11 protein-coding genes are annotated in these 16952 nt (G+C 70.4%); 9 read left to right on the top strand and 2 right to left on the bottom strand.

Features of this window, described 5'->3' with window-relative positions:
- The first annotated feature begins 359 nt into the window (after positions 1–359).
- The 5 genes from IEZ15_RS18595 to IEZ15_RS18575 all read left to right on the top strand — a co-directional run bounded on the left by IEZ15_RS18595 (position 360) and on the right by IEZ15_RS18575 (position 9641).
- Positions 360–1148: an ABC transporter ATP-binding protein gene (locus IEZ15_RS18595; RefSeq protein WP_114244937.1), complete on the top strand. Its 789-nt coding sequence runs from the start codon at positions 360–362 to the stop codon at positions 1146–1148.
- The gene (locus IEZ15_RS18590) at positions 1145–3730 is read left to right on the top strand and encodes an ABC transporter permease (RefSeq protein ID WP_189278207.1); all 2586 of its coding nucleotides are present in this window, start codon (positions 1145–1147) and stop codon (positions 3728–3730) included. The genes IEZ15_RS18595 and IEZ15_RS18590 overlap by 4 nt, the downstream gene beginning before the upstream one ends.
- A 325-nt stretch (positions 3731–4055) precedes the next feature.
- On the top strand, positions 4056–7586 hold the full coding sequence (gene mfd, locus IEZ15_RS18585; protein ID WP_189278205.1) for a transcription-repair coupling factor: 3531 nt from the start codon (positions 4056–4058) through the stop codon (positions 7584–7586).
- A gap of 470 nt (positions 7587–8056) precedes the next feature.
- Positions 8057–8791, top strand: coding sequence for an HNH endonuclease family protein (locus IEZ15_RS18580; protein ID WP_189278519.1), 735 nt, complete (start codon positions 8057–8059; stop codon positions 8789–8791).
- 100 nt (positions 8792–8891) lie between these two features.
- Entirely contained in the window at positions 8892–9641 is a 750-nt protein-coding gene (locus IEZ15_RS18575; RefSeq protein WP_189278203.1) for an N-acetyltransferase, read from the top strand.
- Between the two features lie 53 nt (positions 9642–9694).
- Here the strand turns inward: IEZ15_RS18575 and IEZ15_RS18570 are convergent, their stop codons facing one another.
- Positions 9695–10405 carry a LolA-like protein gene (locus IEZ15_RS18570; RefSeq protein ID WP_189278200.1) on the bottom strand — a complete coding sequence of 237 codons (711 nt, stop codon included), beginning with the start codon at positions 10403–10405 and terminating at the stop codon, positions 9695–9697.
- Positions 10406–10433: 28 nt separating this feature from the next.
- The gene (locus IEZ15_RS18565; protein ID WP_189278198.1) at positions 10434–11273 is read right to left on the bottom strand and encodes a DUF4190 domain-containing protein; all 840 of its coding nucleotides are present in this window, start codon (positions 11271–11273) and stop codon (positions 10434–10436) included.
- 252 nt (positions 11274–11525) lie between these two features.
- Between IEZ15_RS18565 and IEZ15_RS18560 the strand changes: the two genes are divergently transcribed.
- From IEZ15_RS18560 to IEZ15_RS18545, 4 genes are all read left to right on the top strand, one after another.
- Positions 11526–13688, top strand: coding sequence for an N-6 DNA methylase (locus IEZ15_RS18560; RefSeq protein ID WP_189278197.1), 2163 nt, complete (start codon positions 11526–11528; stop codon positions 13686–13688).
- A 119-nt stretch (positions 13689–13807) separates the two neighbouring features.
- Positions 13808–14485, top strand: coding sequence for a hypothetical protein (locus IEZ15_RS18555; RefSeq protein ID WP_189278195.1), 678 nt, complete (start codon positions 13808–13810; stop codon positions 14483–14485).
- Positions 14482–16017, top strand: coding sequence for a serine/threonine-protein kinase (locus IEZ15_RS18550; protein ID WP_189278193.1), 1536 nt, complete (start codon positions 14482–14484; stop codon positions 16015–16017). The genes IEZ15_RS18555 and IEZ15_RS18550 overlap by 4 nt, the downstream gene beginning before the upstream one ends.
- A gap of 238 nt (positions 16018–16255) precedes the next feature.
- A partial coding sequence (locus tag IEZ15_RS18545) for a glycoside hydrolase domain-containing protein (RefSeq protein WP_229845962.1) occupies positions 16256–16952 on the top strand: 697 nt, incomplete at its 3' end.

Raw genomic sequence — 16952 nt, 5'->3', positions numbered from 1 at the left:
CTCTGCGGACCCCGGCGCGTGCACCCATGGGTCCAGTCCCTGAGACGGGTCCCCACCCGGGGGCCGAGACCCCTAGGGGGCGCTCCTCAGTTTTGCCCAGGGGTGGTTCCTCCCGGCGGAGGACGTGACGGCGGGGGCCCGTTCCTTAACGTGTTCCTACACCGCGGAAAGCGGCTGATTCCCACCGCGAATGCGGCTGACCGCAGGGGGCGGGGTGGGGGAAACCCCACCCGAAGACTGCGCTGTGCACCAGGGCGCCGGCCCCCCTCGGAACACCAGACTTCACAGGTACACCCGCGACATCCCGAACGTTGACCGAAAAATGCTGACCAACAGCTGACCGACATAGGAGAAAAACCGTGACAACGGCTGTAACCATTCCCAGGCACGGGGGCACTGGAGGGCGTACGGCCGTCGCTGCGCGAGCGCGACAGGTCGTCAAGGCGTACGGGGCGGGGGAGACCCGGGTCGTCGCGCTCGACCATGTCGATGTGGACATCGCCCGCGGGCAGTTCACGGCGATCATGGGACCGTCCGGCTCCGGCAAGTCGACCCTGATGCACTGCCTGGCCGGCCTGGACACCGTGACCTCGGGTCAGATCCATCTCGACGAGACCGAGATCACCGGGCTCAAGGACAAGAAGCTCACCCAGCTCCGCCGGGACCGGATCGGCTTCATCTTCCAGGCGTTCAACCTGCTCCCGACGCTGAACGCCCTGGAGAACATCACGCTGCCGATGGACATCGCGGGCCGCAAGCCCGACGCGGCCTGGCTGCGGCAGGTCGTGGAGACGGTCGGTCTCGCCGAGCGGCTGAAGCACCGGCCCACCGAGCTCTCCGGCGGCCAGCAGCAGCGCGTCGCGGTGGCCAGGGCGCTCGCCGCCCGGCCGGAGATCATCTTCGGTGACGAGCCCACCGGGAACCTGGACTCGCGGGCCGGTGCCGAGGTGCTGAGCTTCCTGCGCAGGTCGGTCGACGAGCTGGGCCAGACCATCGTCATGGTCACCCACGACCCCGTCGCCGCCTCCTACGCGGACCGGGTGCTGTACCTGGCCGACGGACGCATCGTCGACGAGATGCTGAGCCCGACGGCCGACCAGGTCCTCGACCGCATGAAGGACTTCGACTCGCGCGGGCGGACGTCATGACCGTCTGGAAGACATCGAGGCGCAACTTCTTCGCGCACAAGGGACGAATGGCGCTCTCCGCCGTCGCGGTCCTGCTGTCGGTGGCGTTCGTGTGCGGCACGCTCGTCTTCACCGACACCATGAACACCACGTTCGACAAACTCTTCGCCGCGACGTCGGCCGATGTCACCGTCAGCCCCAGAAGTCCCGAGGACAACGACCGGCTCCCGGGGAACGGCAAGCCCGTGACGCTGCCCGCCTCCGCCGTCGAGCAGGTCGGCAAGGCCACCGGTGTGAAGGACGCCGAGGGCGCGGTCAACAGCATGTCCGTCACCGTCGTCGACAGCCACAACAAGAACATGGGCTCGACGACGGGCGCCCCGACGATCGCGGGCAACTGGACGAAGAACGAACTGCGTTCGATGGAGATCACCTCCGGCCACGCACCGCGCGGCCCGACCGAGGTGATGGTCGACGCCGACACCGCCGACAAGCACGACCTGAAGATCGGTGACGAGCTGCGCACCATCGCCGCCACCGGCGACATCAACGCGAAGATCAGCGGCATCGCCACCTTCAAGGTCACCAACCCCGGTGCGGCGATCGTCTACTTCGACACCGTCACCGCGCAGACGAAGCTGCTCGGCAGGCCCGACGTCTTCAGCCTCATCTCCGTCACCGCCGAATCCGGCGTCACCGACGCACAGTTGAAGCGGAACGTCGCCACGGCGCTCGGCGACACCTCCGCGTACAAGCTCCAGACGCAGAAGGAGGCCGCGGACGCCAACAAGGACTCGATGGGCTCCTTCCTCGACGTCATGAAGTACGCGATGCTCGGCTTCGCCGGGATCGCCTTCCTCGTCGGCATCTTCCTGATCGTCAACACCTTCTCGATGCTGGTCGCCCAGCGCACCCGCGAGATCGGCCTGATGCGGGCCATCGGCTCCAGCCGCAAGCAGGTCAACCGGTCCGTGCTGATCGAGGCGCTGTTCCTCGGCATCGTCGGCTCCGTCCTCGGCGTCGGCGCCGGTGTCGGCCTCGCCGTGGGCCTGATGAAGCTCATGGGTGCCATGGGCATGGACCTGTCCACCAAGGACCTCACGGTCGCCTGGACGACCCCGGTGGTCGGCCTCGCGCTCGGCATCGTCGTCACGGTCGTCGCCGCGTACATCCCGGCCCGCCGGGCCGGGAAGATCTCACCGATGGCCGCCCTGCGCGACGCCGGAACCCCGGCGGACGGCCGCGCGGGCCGGGTCCGGGCCGCGATCGGGCTGGTCCTCACCCTCGCCGGTGGCGCCGCGCTCCTCGCCGCGACCCGGGCCGACAAGTCGAGCGAGGGTTCGCTCTTCCTCGGTGTGGGCGTGGTCCTCACCCTGATCGGCTTCATCGTGATCGGCCCGCTGCTGGCCGGCTTCGTGGTCCGGGTGCTGAGCGCGCTCATGCTGCGGATGTTCGGCCCCGTCGGACGGCTCGCGGAGCGCAACGCCCTGCGCAACCCGCGCCGCACCGGAGCGACCGGCGCCGCCCTGATGATCGGCCTGGCCCTGGTGGCCTGCCTCTCCGTCGTCGGTTCCTCCATGGTCGCCTCGGCCACCGAGGAACTCGACAAGTCGGTCGGCGCCGACTTCATCGTCGAGCCGGCCGGCGGCAACCCGACGCTCCTCGTGGACCAGGCGGTGAAGTCCCTGGAGTCCGTGCCGGACATCGAACACCTCACCGGCTACAAGGTCGTCGGCGCCGGGCTCACGGCCCCCGACGGCACCACCGAGAACAAGGCCCTGGCCGCAGTCGATCCCACCTACCAGGAGGATGTCCGGCGCGAGACGGTCGCCGGGAAGCTGGCCGACGCGTACGACAAGGACGCCATGTCCGTCGGCGACACGTACGCCACCAAGCACCACCTCAAGGTCGGCGACCGGCTCACCGTCGCGTTCAAGGGCGGCGAGACCGCGAAGCTGAGGCTTGCCGCGATCACCTCGGACGACGTGAACATCGACAAGGGCGCGATGTACATCAACATCGCGACCGCCGCGCAGTACGTCCCCGCCGACAGCCTGCCGGAGAACATGATGATGTTCGCGAAGGCCGAGGACGGCAAGGAGAAGGAGGCGTACGCCGCCCTCAAGGACGCTCTCGTCAAGTACCCGCAGTACGAGGTGAAGAACCAGGCCGACTTCAAGCAGCAGCTGAAGGACCAGATCGGCCAGCTGCTGAACATCGTCTACGGCCTGTTGGCGCTCGCGATCATCGTCGCGGTGCTCGGTGTGGTGAACACCCTGGCCCTGTCGGTGGTCGAGCGGACCCGTGAGATCGGCCTGATGCGTGCCATCGGCCTCTCCCGCCGCCAGCTGCGCCGGATGATCCGCCTGGAGTCCGTGGTCATCGCGGTCTTCGGTGCCCTGCTCGGCCTCGGCCTCGGCATGGGCTGGGGCACAGCGGCCCAGAAGCTGCTGGCACTGGAGGGTCTCGGTGTCCTGGAGATCCCGTGGCCGACGATCCTCACGGTTTTCGTCGCCTCGGCCTTCGTCGGCCTGTTCGCGGCCCTGGTCCCGGCGTTCCGGGCGGGCAGGATGAACGTCCTGAACGCGATCGCCACGGATTAGCGAGGGTGACGACCGACGTAGGATGACGGATCCGGCCCCGGGGTGTTCCTCCAAACACTCCGGGGCCGGATCCGTGTCCGTACGGCCCGGGGCGCGGACCGTGGGCGCGCGGGGCAGGGCCGCCGTCCCGGCGCGTGCCCGGCGCACGGACCGGGCCGGATCCGACCCGCGGAGCCGGATTGCGGGCGCGGCTGTCACAGCGGAGTCGTACGCTGGAACCCCCGGCCCGTGAGACGTGTCGGGTCCTTCGTGTTGCCCTTCGCGTTGCCCCCTGGCAGCAGCCGGCTGTCAGACCTCGCCCTCGTTACCCGGACGGAAGCCCTTCATGAGCCTGCACGGCCTGCTGGATGTCGTCGTACGTGACCCGGCACTCTCCGAAGCGGTGAAGGCCGCCACCGACGGCCACCGGATGCACGTCGACCTTGTCGGTCCGCCCGCTGCCCGCCCCTTCGCCGTGGCCGCGCTGGCCCGTGAGGCCGGGCGGACCGTGCTCGCCGTCACCGCGACCGGCCGGGAGGCCGAGGACCTGGCGGCCGCGCTGCGCACCCTGCTGCCGCCGGACACGATCGCCGAGTTCCCGTCCTGGGAGACCCTGCCGCACGAGCGGCTCTCGCCCCGCTCCGACACCGTGGGCCGCCGCCTCGCCGTGCTGCGCCGCCTGGCGCACCCGAGGGCGGACGACCCGGAGACCGGCCCGGTCAAGGTCGTCGTCGCGCCGGTCCGCTCCGTGCTCCAGCCGCAGGTCAAGGGGCTCGGCGACCTGGAACCCGTAGCGCTGCGCATCGGACAGAGCGCCGACCTCGGCAAGACGGTCGACGCGCTCGCGGCAGCCGCGTACTCCAGGGTCGAACTGGTCGAGAAGCGCGGCGAGTTCGCCGTGCGCGGCGGCATCCTGGACGTCTTCCCGCCGACCGAGGAGCACCCCCTTCGAGTGGAGTTCTGGGGCGACGACGTCGAGGAGATCCGCTACTTCAAGATCGCCGACCAGCGGTCGCTGGAGATCGCCCAGCACGGGCTGTGGGCACCGCCCTGCCGCGAGTTGCTGCTCACCGACGAGGTGCGGGAGCGGGCCGCCGCCCTCGCCGAACTCCACCCGGAGCTGGGCGAACTGCTCGGCAAGATCGCCGAGGGGATCGCGGTGGAGGGCATGGAGTCCCTCGCCCCGGTTCTCGTCGACGACATGGAGCTGCTGCTCGACGTGCTGCCCAAGGGCTCGATGGCGCTGGTCTGCGACCCGGAGCGGGTCCGCACCAGGGCGGCGGACCTGGTCGCCACCAGCCAGGAGTTCCTCCAGGCGTCCTGGGCGGCCACCGCGGGCGGAGGCGAGGCCCCGATCGATGTCGGCGCGGCCTCCCTGCGGGGCATCGCGGACGTCCGTGACCGGGCCCGCGAGCTGGAGATGATGTGGTGGTCGGTCTCCCCGTTCGCCGCGGACGACGAGCTCGACGAGGACACCCTCAAGCTCACGATGCACGCCCCGGAGTCGTACCGCGGCGACACCGCCCGCGCGCTCGCCGACACCAAGGGCTGGATCGCCGACGGCTGGCGCACGGTGTACGTCACCGAGGGCCAGGGGCTCGCCTCCCGTACCGTCGAGGTGCTGAGCGGCGAGGGCATCGCGGCCCGCCTGGACCCCGACCTGGCGGAGATCTCCCCGTCGCTGGTCCACGTCTCCTGCGGCGCGATCGACCAGGGCTTCGTCGACCCGGCGCTCAAACTCGCCGTCCTCACCGAGACGGATCTGACCGGCCAGCGCACCGCCACCAAGGACCTGGGCCGGATGCCGGCCCGCCGCCGCAAGACGATCGACCCGCTGACGCTGGAGACCGGCGACTACATCGTCCACGAACAGCACGGCGTGGGCCGCTACATCGAGATGGTGCAGCGCACCGTGCAGGGCGCCACCCGCGAGTACCTCCTCGTCGAGTACGCCCCCGCCAAGCGCGGCCAGCCCGGCGACCGCCTCTACATCCCGACCGACCAGCTGGAACAGGTCACCAAGTACGTCGGCGGCGAGGCGCCCACCCTGCACCGGCTCGGCGGCGCCGACTGGACGAAGACCAAGGCGCGCGCCAAGAAGGCCGTCAAGGAGATCGCCGCCGACCTGATCAAGCTGTACTCGGCCCGGATGGCGGCCCCCGGCCATGTCTTCGGCCCCGACACCCCGTGGCAGCGCGAACTGGAGGACGCCTTCCCGTACGCGGAGACGCCCGACCAGCTCACCACCATCGCCGAGGTCAAGGAGGACATGGAGAAGTCCGTCCCGATGGACCGGCTGATCTGCGGCGACGTCGGCTACGGCAAGACGGAGATCGCGGTACGGGCGGCCTTCAAGGCGGTCCAGGACGGCAAGCAGGTCGCCGTCCTCGTGCCCACGACCCTCCTGGTCCAGCAGCACTACGGAACGTTCACCGAGCGCTACTCCCAATTCCCGGTCAGCGTACGGGCGCTGAGCCGCTTCCAGTCCGAGTCCGAGTCCAAGTCGACCCTGGAAGGACTCCGTGAGGGCTCCGTCGACCTGGTCATCGGTACCCACCGCCTCTTCTCCAACGAGACGAGGTTCAAGGACCTGGGCCTGGTCATCGTCGACGAGGAGCAGCGCTTCGGCGTCGAGCACAAGGAGCAGCTGAAGAAGCTCCGCGCCAACGTGGACGTCCTCACCATGTCCGCGACACCCATCCCCCGTACGCTCGAAATGGCCGTGACGGGCATCCGCGAGATGTCGACGATCACCACGCCCCCCGAGGAGCGCCACCCGGTCCTCACCTTCGTCGGCCCGTACGAGGAGAAGCAGATCGGCGCGGCGATCCGCCGTGAACTGCTCCGCGAGGGCCAGGCGTTCTACATCCACAACCGCGTCGAGTCGATCGACCGCGCCGCCGCGCGCCTGCGCGAGATCGTCCCCGAGGCGAGGATCGCGACCGCCCACGGTCAGATGTCCGAACAGGCCCTGGAACAGGTGGTGGTGGACTTCTGGGAGAAGAAGTTCGACGTCCTGGTCTCCACGACGATCGTCGAGTCCGGCATCGACATCTCCAACGCCAACACCCTGATCGTGGAGCGCGGCGACAACTTCGGCCTCTCCCAGCTCCACCAGCTGCGCGGCCGCGTCGGCCGGGGCCGCGAACGCGGCTACGCGTACTTCCTCTACCCCCCGGAGAAGCCGCTCACCGAGACGGCCCACGAGCGCCTGGCCACGATCGCCCAGCACACCGAGATGGGCGCGGGCATGTACGTGGCGATGAAGGACCTGGAGATCCGCGGCGCCGGAAACCTCCTGGGCGGCGAGCAGTCCGGCCACATCGCGGGCGTCGGCTTCGACCTGTACGTACGCATGGTGGGCGAGGCGGTCGCCGACTACCGGGCCTCCCTCGAAGGCGGCGTGGAGGAGGAGCCTCCCCTGGAGGTCAAGATCGAGCTCCCGGTCGACGCACATGTTCCCCACGACTACGCCCCCGGAGAGCGGCTGCGCCTCCAGGCGTACCGCGCCATCGCCTCCGCCAACACGGAGGACGACATCAGGGCGGTCCGCGAGGAACTCACCGACCGCTACGGCAAGCTCCCCGAGCCGGTCGAGAACCTCCTCCTGGTCGCCGGCCTGCGCATGCTGGCCCGCGCCTGCGGCGTCGGCGAGATCGTGCTCCAGGGCTCGAACATCCGGTTCGCCCCGGTCGAGCTGCGCGAATCGCAGGAGCTCCGCCTGAAGCGCCTCTACCCGAAGACGATCATCAAGCCGGCCGTCCACCAGATCCTGGTACCCCGCCCCACCACCGGCAGGATCGGCGGCAAGCCGGTCGTCGGCCGCGAACTGCTGGCGTGGACGGGGGAGTTCCTCACTACGATCCTGGGGTCGTAGTTCCTGGAACGTTGCGCGGATCGGCCCCGTCGGATGTCCGGCGGGGCCAGGCCCCTTTACGGGGTGAGGGCGGCGACGGGCGTCTTGAACACGAGCCACACGGTCTTGCCGACGATGTGGTCATCGACTCCGAAGCCGTCGGCGAGTTCGTTCACGAGGTGTAACCCGCGCCCCGAGCAGGCATCGTGGTCGGGGCGCCGGAACACCGGCTGCCCCGGCCCGCTGTCGCGAACCTCCAGCGGTTCGCCGGTTCGGAGCCGGCCGGGACCGCCGCGTTCCCGCGACCTGTTGGGGAGACTGCCGATGCGGCCGACCGGCCGGCGGGGTCGGACGGTGTGATTCCGGCCGCATCCGGCCGGGCGCGCGCTCATGAATGTCCGTCAGCGGGGAAGACATCCGTACGATTCCCTGGTTCGGCTTTCTCCCCGTCAGGACGGCTTCGAGTGATATCTCCCCGTGCGTACCGAGTGATGCTGCCCGCCCTCAGCGTGGCGGCTGTGCTGTCCCTGGCCGGCTGCGACCCCGAGCCCTCGTCCTCCGAGGGGGAGGGTGGCGGACAGACCGTCACCGGATTCGGTGCCAGTCCGCTCGACAACGCCGACGGTATGAAGCCGGGGCTCGCACCGCTCACCTCCGAGGCGGACAGGGCGGCCGGGCGGAAGATCATCGAGAAGGTGGCGACGAAGGGGCGGGGGCCGAAGACCGGGTACGCGCGCGACAAGTTCGGCTACGCGTGGAAGGACTCGGTCGACGGGATACCGCTCGCGAGGAACGGCTGCGACACCCGTAACGACCTCCTCGCCAGGGACGGCAAGGACGTGAAGTTCCGGTCCGGTTCGGACTGTGTGGTCGTGTCGATGACCCTCAAGGACCCGTACACCGGCTCGACGATCGACTGGCGCAAGCAGCAGGCCGCCAAGGTGCAGATCGACCACGTCATGCCTCTCTCGTACGACTGGCAGATGGGCGCCGCACGCTGGAACGAGGCCAAGCGGCAGCAGATCGCCAACGACCCGCTCAACCTCATCCCGGTCGACGGCCCGGCCAACAACGCCAAGCGGGACTCGGGCCCCGCCTCCTGGCTGCCGCCGTACAAGCCGGTCCGCTGCTCGTACGCGGTGCGGTTCGCGCAGGTGTCCCTGAAGTACGAACTGCCGGTGACGACCGCGGACAAGCGGACCATGCTGGAGCAGTGCGGCGGGTGATCGTGTGTCGTGGAGCCCAGGGTCCCCGGTCGCGTCCCAGCCTCTGACGGTGCCGGACGGATCCGGCCGCCCCTGCCGTCACCGCATTAGTGTGTACGGGATGGACCTGACCATAACCACACTCGCCCGGCGGCCCGAGCTTGCCGACGCGGCACTCCTGATGCCTGATGCCTGGCCGGAGTTCATACAGCACGACCCTGTTGGGCGGCAGTACTTCGGGCGGATCGCCGCCGAGCTGCCGGAGTACTCGCTCGTGGCGACGGAGCCGGACGGCACGGTCGTCGCACGGGGGTTCAGCGTGCCGTTCGCACTGACGGCGGTGGATGTTCCGCGCGGGGAGCTGCCCGACGCCGGTTGGGACCAGGTGTTGCTGTGGGCCTTCGCGGATCTGCGGGACGGGCGGGTGCCGGACACGGTCAGCGCGATCGAGATCGCCGTGGCCGGGGACCGCCGGGGGCGGGGGATCTCCGGCCGGATGCTCACCGCGATGCGGGAGAACGCCGGGCGGCTCGGATTCGGTGAGGTTGTCGCGCCGGTACGGCCGAACGCCAAACACCTGGAGATGCGGGCACCGATCGAGGAGTACGCGTACCGGACCCGGGAAGACGGGCTGCCGCACGACCCCTGGTTGCGCGTCCATGTGCGGGCGGGCGGCGAGATCGTGGGAATCGCGGCGGAGTCGATGCGGGTGACCGGGTCACTCGAACAGTGGCGGAAGTGGACCGGGCTGCCGTTCGACGAGGCGGGCGATGTGGAGGTGCCGGGTGCGCTGACTCCGGTGCGCTGTTCGGTGCAGCGGGGTTACGCGGTGTACGTGGAGCCCAATGTGTGGGTGCGGCACCGGGTGTGAACGCGCAGACGGAACCCGCCCGGGTGAGGGCGGGTTCCTTGGTGTCGGGCGGGTCAGGCGGGTGAGATCTTCGGCTTCTTCGCCGTGAACGGCTTGTCGAACTCGGAGAACTCGACGGTGAGGGGGCGGCCGTTGCCGCGTGCGCCGTCCGTCAGGCGTGTCCTCAGGAGGTAGGGCTTGCCCTCTGTGGCGATGCTCGCCGTCCATGTCCCGTCGTCCGTCCTGCCGGTGACGGTCAGGGTGGGTACGGAGTCGAGCGTCGCCGGCTTCCCCTTGCGGGCCGTTCCGCTCTTCGACGCGAGGAGGTCGAGGAACTCCTTCCGGTCGCAGTAGCGCTCGGCCAGCTTCGCGTGCCGGTCGCCGGTGGCCGGCTTCACCCAGCGGCCCGTGAGCTTCCTGGCCTGCGAGGCGGGGGCCGAGCGCAGCATCGCGGCGTCGGACAGGGTGTAGACCGTGCCGCCCGTCCGCACCAGCTCCATCGTGCCCGCCACGCCCATGGACAGCGTGACCGTGCACTCGCCCCTGACGTCCGTGGCGACGAACGCCTCGACCGGGCCCTCGGGGGAGGTCGTCTCCACCGTCATACGTACCGACTTGGCGCCCCGGGTCGCCGCGAGGGCCTTGTTGACGATCTCGGGGCCGGTCAGCCGCGCATAGGGAGCGGCGCTTCGGGCATCGTCGAAGAACGTGTCACAGGCCGCTGTGGGGCCGAGCGCTGTCACGGTACAGAGAGCGGCTGCCGCGGTGCGGGCGAGTGGGCGCATGGTGGTCGGCTCCGGTCGAGGGGGAAGGTCAGAGCTTCAGGTCCCACTGGGTGGCGTCGTACGTAAACCCGGGGTTGACCTCGACGGTCAGGTTCTTGGCGTCCGCAGGGGTGTCGAAGGCGAACTGGACCGTGACCTTCTTGCCCGGCAGGACCGTGCCGCTGAAGCCCTCGCCGACCTTGCCGTCGAAGATCTGCTCGGCGTCCACACCGTCCTGGCCGGCGCGGGCCGTGACGTTGACGAGTGCGGAGTCGAACTTCTCCTTGCCCGCGTTCTCGATGGCGACGGCGACCCGGTAGGCCTTGTTGCCCTTGGTGTGCCCGGCGGCGTACGCGTCCGGGGTGTACGAGGTGGCGTCGCCGACCGTGACCGTCAGATCGTCGTCGTACACGGCCGAGTCACCGGCCTCCAGCGCCTTGCCCGTGTCCTTCTTCTTCGGCGCCGCGTCCCTGTCCTTCGCGGAGTCGCTGCCGGGCTTCGGCTTCGCGGAGGCTGCGGTGTCCGACACCGTTTTGTTGAGGTCGTTCACCGCATCGTCCACGGCCTTGAACGTGATTACCGCGCCCACCACCGCGAGGATCAGCGAGATCAGACCGAGGACGGCGCCGAAGGTCGTCATGCCCTTGTTGGTGGCCTCGCCGCGCTTGGCCCGGCCCCGGCCGGCCAGGCCCAGGATCAGGGCGATGATGCCGAGGATGCCCGCCAGCCAGAACAGGAACGGGATCAGGCCCGAGACGGCGCCGATGACACCCAGGACGAGAGCGGCGATGCCCAGTCCGTTTCGGGCCGGGTGCACGCCCGGCGTCTGGGCGGGGGCGTACGGCTGCTGGGGCTGCGGGGACTGCGGCGGCTGCGTGAACTGGGACATGGCTGTGCCCTCCGGCAAATGCAGAGTTGGGTGGTGAGCGGTTCCGTGCGTCGCTCTCGTGTAGCGACGGGTCAATAAGAGCAGAGCTTGTGAACCGAGTCAACACGATTCACGCAGAATGGGTTGATGCACGCTGTGAATCGATTTCGCGTGAACGCGCTCGGTATGCTCGCTGACAAACAAGTACGGGGACGAGCGCCAGGGCCGCCAGGACCGCCGGGACCGCCAGGATCAGGACCAGGGAGACAGCCAGTGCCGGAGAACGCGACAGAGGTGACCGCGGCCGGGATCGCCCGGCTCGCGGGTGTGGGGCGAGCCGCCGTCAGCAACTGGCGCCGTCGCCATGCCGACTTCCCCAAGCCCGTCGGCGGCACTGAGACGAGCCCGTCCTTTGCGCTGCCAGAGGTTGAGCAGTGGCTGCGCGACCAGGGGAAACTCGCCGAGGTCCCACTCCGTGAACGGGTCTGGCAGCAACTCGCAGGACACCCGGCCGGCGCGGTCCCCGCCTTGGTCCACGCGGGCTGCGCCCTGCTGCTCCTGCGGAAGAGCCCCACCGTCTGGCCCGAGATCACCGCCGTGTCGGACGAGCGGATGGCCGGTGTGCTGTCCCTCGCCCTCAACGACGTGCTCGCCGCCTGCTTCGGGCCGGCCGCGGAAGCCGGACGGGCGGTTCACACCCCCAGCCGCGCGGAACTGCTTCCGTCCATTCCGCTGCTCCGCGGCGTCGCGGAACTCGCTGCCGAGACCGGGGCCCGGCAGACCTTCGAGTTCCTGCTCGGCCGCCAACTGGATGCCAACCCGCGCCAGTACACGCTCACCCCGCCCGGACTCGCCGAACTGATGGCAGCCCTGGTGGAGACCGGGAAACAGCCCGTCCGCACGGTCCTCGACCCCGCCGCGGGCACCGGCGCCCTGCTGCGCGCCGTCGGCCGCCCGACCGCCCTGTACGCGCAGGAGACCGACCCCGACCTTGCCGCGCTCACCGCACTGAGGCTCGCCCTGCTCGCCGACCCCGACGACAGGTGCGCCCTCGCGGTACGGACCGGCGACACTCTGCGCGCCGACGCCTTCCCGCGGCTTGCCGCCGATGCCGTGCTGTGCCACCCGCCGTTCAACGAGCGCAACTGGGGTCACGACGAGCTCGCCTACGACCCGCGCTGGGAGTACGGCTTCCCGGCCCGTACCGAGTCCGAACTCGCCTGGGTCCAGCACGCCCTGGCCCATCTGCGCGAGGGCGGTACCGCCGTACTCCTGATGCCCCCGGCCGCCGCGTCGCGTCGTTCCGGCCGCCGGATCCGCGCCGATCTGCTGCGCCGCGGCGCCCTGCGCGCCGTCGTCGCGCTCCCCGCCGGCGCCGCACCCCCGTACGGCATCCCGCTCCACCTCTGGGTGCTGCGCAAGCCGGGCAGTGGCCTGCATCCCTCGCCCGAACTGCTGCTCGTCGACGCCGCCGAACCCGCCGAATCCCCCTCGGCGGGCCCGGCGGCCGCTGCCCCGTCAGGCGGACGCGACCGGCTCGACTGGCAGGCGGTGCACAGCGCCGTGCTCGACGCCTGGCAGTCGTTCGAGGACAGGGGCGAGGGTGGGGACGAGAGGGCAGGCACGGGCGGGTCCGGCCGGGCGGACCGGACCGACCCCGGCCACCCGCTCGGGGGCCGCCCGGGCGTCAGCCGAGCCGTCCCCGTCATCGAACTCCTCGACGACGACGTGGACCTGGCCCCCGCCCGGCATCTGCCGCCCCCGGCGGCCGCGGGCGGACCGGCCGAACTGATCCGCGTACGGGAACGGCTCACCGAGACGCTCGGTCTCACCGGCACCCTCACCCCTCCGGCCGTGACCCTCTCCGCCCCGGCCCACTGGCCGCTCACCACCGTCGGCGAACTCGCCCGCGCCGGCGCACTCCAGCTCCGCACCGGCGGCTCCGGCACCGGCCCGGTCCCTGTCCTCACGGAACACGACGTCCTCGCCTCCACCGCCCCTTCGGGGAGCCTCCCTGTCGACGGGCCCCCCGAGGAGCCGGTCCTCGTCGAACCGGGCGATGTCGTCGTTCCCGTGCTCGGCGGCGGATCCGTCGCCCGCGTCGTCGACGACGCCACCGCGGGCGCCGCACTGGGCCGCAACCTCCAGTTGCTGCGCCCTGATCCGACCGCCCTCGACCCCTGGTTCCTCGCCGGTTTCCTGCGTGGCACCGCCAACAACCGCCAGGCCAGCAGTTACGCCTCCACCGCCACCCGGCTGGACGCCCGCCGCCTTCAACTGCCCCGGCTACCGCTCGCGGAGCAGCAGAGGTACGGGGAACGGTTCCGTGCCCTGGCCGAGTTCGAGGACGCGCTCCGGCTGGCCGGCCGGCTCGGCGGACAACTGGTCCAGGGGATGTACGACGGACTGACGGACGGCACGGTCGCGCCGAAGTGAGCTGAACCACAACGGTTCCGTACAACCCGGGGCCGGTTGTCGGTGTCGCCCTTTACGCTCGGATCTGCGTACACGGAGCGTGTGCGCGGACGTTCACGACCAGGTCTCCAGGAGCAGCCATGTACGCCCCGGGTCATCCGCCGACGCCGCCGCGCCGGGTTCCCAGCCGGGCCTGGATCGTCTCGATGCGTGTGCTGTTCGTCCTGCTCTCGGTGTGCTCGCTCGGACTGCTGCTGTGGAGCCCGCTGCTCCGCCTCGCGATCGTGCGTCGCCGGACGTCCGACTGGTGGCTGACCGGGGCCGGGTTCGTGTTCGTCTGTGTGCTCCTGCCGATCCTCGGCAGGGACGGCAATGACGAGCCCACAGGCATCGACAACGTCCTCATACCGCTGCTGTTGCTGGCGATGGCGGCCGCTTCCGCCTACTACCTGGTCGGGGACATCCGTCACTACGAACAGCTCACGAAGCGCAACCTCATGGGCGGTTACGCGCCCTCGGCGCCGGGGTACGGATACGCGCCCACGGTGCCGACGCGTGTGCCCGCCCCCACGCCCATGCCCGTACAGCAGCCGCCGCTGCGTCAGCCGATGCAGGCAAGGCAGCCGATGCAGCCGCCCGTTGTATCACCGCAGCAGTACCAGCAGCCCCAGCCGCACCCTTCGGCTCACCCTCAACCGCACCCCCAGCCGCATTCCCAGCCGAACCCCCAACCGCACCCCCAGCCTCAGCGCATCGACCAGGTCCGCGCCGAGCTCGACGAGTTGAGCGACTACCTCCGCAAGGAGGAGGGACGGTGAGCGGACGCCTCATCGGCGGGCGGTACCAGCTGGCGACCATCCTCGGCCAGGGCGGCATGGGTCAGGTCTGGACGGCCTACGACCAGCGACTGGACCGCCGGGTCGCGGTGAAGCTGCTCCGCCCCGACCGGGTCACCGGCCCCATCGGCAGCGAGGCCGCGGGCGAGCTGCGCCGCCGCTTCGTCCGCGAGTGCCGGGTCACCGCCCAGGTCGACCACCCGGGCCTGGTCACCGTCCACGACGCGGGCAGCGACGGCGACGACCTGTACCTCGTCATGCAGTACGTGGAGGGCGCCGACCTCGCCGACCATCTCGCCGAGCACGACCCGTACCCCTGGCAGTGGTCCGTGGCGGTCGCCGCCCAGCTCTGTGCCGTCCTCTGTGCCGTGCACGCGGTGCCGATCGTCCACCGCGACCTCAAGCCCCGCAATGTGATGGTGCGTCCGGACGGCACCGTCACCGTCCTCGACCTGGGCGTCGCCTCCGTCCTGGACACCGACACCACCCGTCTCACCCACACCGGTTCGCCGATCGGCTCTCCGGCATACATGGCTCCCGAGCAGGCGATGGGCGGTGCTGTCGGCCCGTACACCGATCTTTACGCACTCGGTGTGCTCCTTCATGAACTGCTCAGCGGCGATGTGCCGTTCGCGGGGTCGACCGCCCTCGGTGTGCTGCACCGCCACCTCTACGAGCCACCGCTCCCGGTCCGCCGGATCCGGCCCGACATCCCCGAACCGCTCGAAGCGCTGGTGCTGCGGCTGCTGGCCAAGGACCCGCAGCACCGCCCGTCCGGCGCCCAGGAGGTGTACGAACACCTCGCCCCGCTGCTCCCCACCCGGGGCACCGGGCTCCCGACAGGACCGCTCGACCCGACCCGCCCCTTCCTGCGCCCGCACGCCCCGTGGCCCGACCGCACGACCACCCCGCCGCCTCCGGCCCCGCCCGCCCCTGCCGCAGCCCGGCCCGATGTCGCCGCCGCCGTCGACGACGTCAAGAAGCTGCTCGGCGAGGGCCGCATCACCCAGGCCGTGGACATCCTCGGCTCCATCCTCCCGGTCGCGGCCGAACAGCACGGTGAGGACTCCGCCGTGGTCCGCATCCTGCGCAAGCAGTACGCGGCGACGCTGATGGACGACGGCCAGTACCGCCGCGCCCTGCCCGAACTGCGCCGCCTCGCCGACGACCGCGCGGCGGAGGCCGGCCCGTCCGACGTCCAGACCCTCCAGTTCCGCTACGACGCGGCCCAGTGCCTGGAGCAGCTCGGCGAACCGGCCGCCGCGCTCGCGGAGTACCGCGCCGTTCTCCCGTACTACGAGAACCACCACGCCATGGGCAACGACCCGGCCCGCTCCTTCGAGATCCGCAACCGCATCGGGCACCTGCTGCTCGCGGTCGGCGACCATGTGGCGGCGCGCGTACAGCTGCAGGGGCTGCTGTACGACACGGAGCGGGCGTACGGGCCGCACCATCCGCTGCCGGTGGAGCTGCGCCGCCGCCTCGACCGCCAGGCGGAGGTGCACGGCGGCTGACGGGACGGCGGAGCCGGCGACGGTCGCGACGAGGCCGGGTAATGGACACGCCAAGCTTCCGCAATGGATTGTCGCGGAGACCGCAGCCAGGGGCGAAGGCCGACTCCGGCATGAGACCGTGATCTGCCGCCGGGGCGGCTGACGACTCGCCTGCCCCGTCGGCCTCTCACTTCTTTCGAGCACTGTTGAGGTCTCTGTGCCTTCTCACCGCATATCCAAGAAGCGTCGCCGCGTTTCCATGGCCGTGGCAGGCGTGGCCGTTCTCGCCGGTGGCGCGTTCGCCGCCGAGGCCGCCACCGCCACCACGGTCTCCAGGCCCGCGCCGAAGATCTACACCGGGCATGTCTTCGACACCTGCACCGCACCGTCGCTGACCACCATGAAGGGCTGGTACAGCTCCTCCGTCTACCACGGTGCCGCCGTGTACGTCGGCGGGAAGAACCGCGGCTGCGCCCAGCCCAACCTCACCGCTTCCTGGGTGAAGTCCGTCAGCGCCACCGGATGGAAGCTGGTCCCGCTGTACGTCGGTGCGCAGCCGCCGTGCCAGACGAGCGCCAACCCCGAGAAGATGACCGCCGCCAATGCCACCTCGCTGGCCGTCACCGACGCCAACGACGCCGTGGCGAAGGAGGCCGCCCTCGGCATGAAGCCGGGCAGCCCGGTCTACCTCGACATGGAGTACTTCGACCCGAAGAACACCTCCTGTGTGAACACGGTGCTCGCCTACATCCGGTCGTTCGACAAGACGGTCAAGGCCAAGGGGTACTGGTCCGGCTTCTACGGTTTCAGCAACTCCAGCGCCGCCGTCGTGGCCAACGCCACGAACCGTACGGACCTGCCGGAGATTCTCTGGTACGCCCGTTACGACGACGTGTACTCCACGACCAAGGGCTTCCCGTACGCCTCGACGCTGTACACCGGGCATCGCCGCGGTC

Origin of the sequence: Streptomyces atratus (assembly GCF_014648655.1) — a bacterium.
In the GTDB taxonomy this organism is placed as follows: Bacteria; Actinomycetota; Actinomycetes; order Streptomycetales; family Streptomycetaceae; genus Streptomyces; species Streptomyces atratus.
This window is presented reverse-complemented; position numbering and strand designations above follow the sequence as displayed.

What these genes read in the sequence shown, in the direction of transcription:
- IEZ15_RS18590 (WP_189278207.1), top strand. Translation starts at nt 1,145, where the DNA reads ATGACCGTCTGGAAGACATCGAGGCGCAACTTCTTCGCGCACAAGGGA.
- mfd (WP_189278205.1), top strand. Translation starts at nt 4,056, where the DNA reads ATGAGCCTGCACGGCCTGCTGGATGTCGTCGTACGTGACCCGGCACTC.
- IEZ15_RS18580 (WP_189278519.1), top strand. Translation starts at nt 8,057, where the DNA reads ATGCTGCCCGCCCTCAGCGTGGCGGCTGTGCTGTCCCTGGCCGGCTGC.
- IEZ15_RS18575 (WP_189278203.1), top strand. Translation starts at nt 8,892, where the DNA reads ATGGACCTGACCATAACCACACTCGCCCGGCGGCCCGAGCTTGCCGAC.
- IEZ15_RS18570 (WP_189278200.1), bottom strand. Translation starts at nt 10,405, where the DNA reads ATGCGCCCACTCGCCCGCACCGCGGCAGCCGCTCTCTGTACCGTGACA.
- IEZ15_RS18565 (WP_189278198.1), bottom strand. Translation starts at nt 11,273, where the DNA reads ATGTCCCAGTTCACGCAGCCGCCGCAGTCCCCGCAGCCCCAGCAGCCG.
- IEZ15_RS18555 (WP_189278195.1), top strand. Translation starts at nt 13,808, where the DNA reads ATGTACGCCCCGGGTCATCCGCCGACGCCGCCGCGCCGGGTTCCCAGC.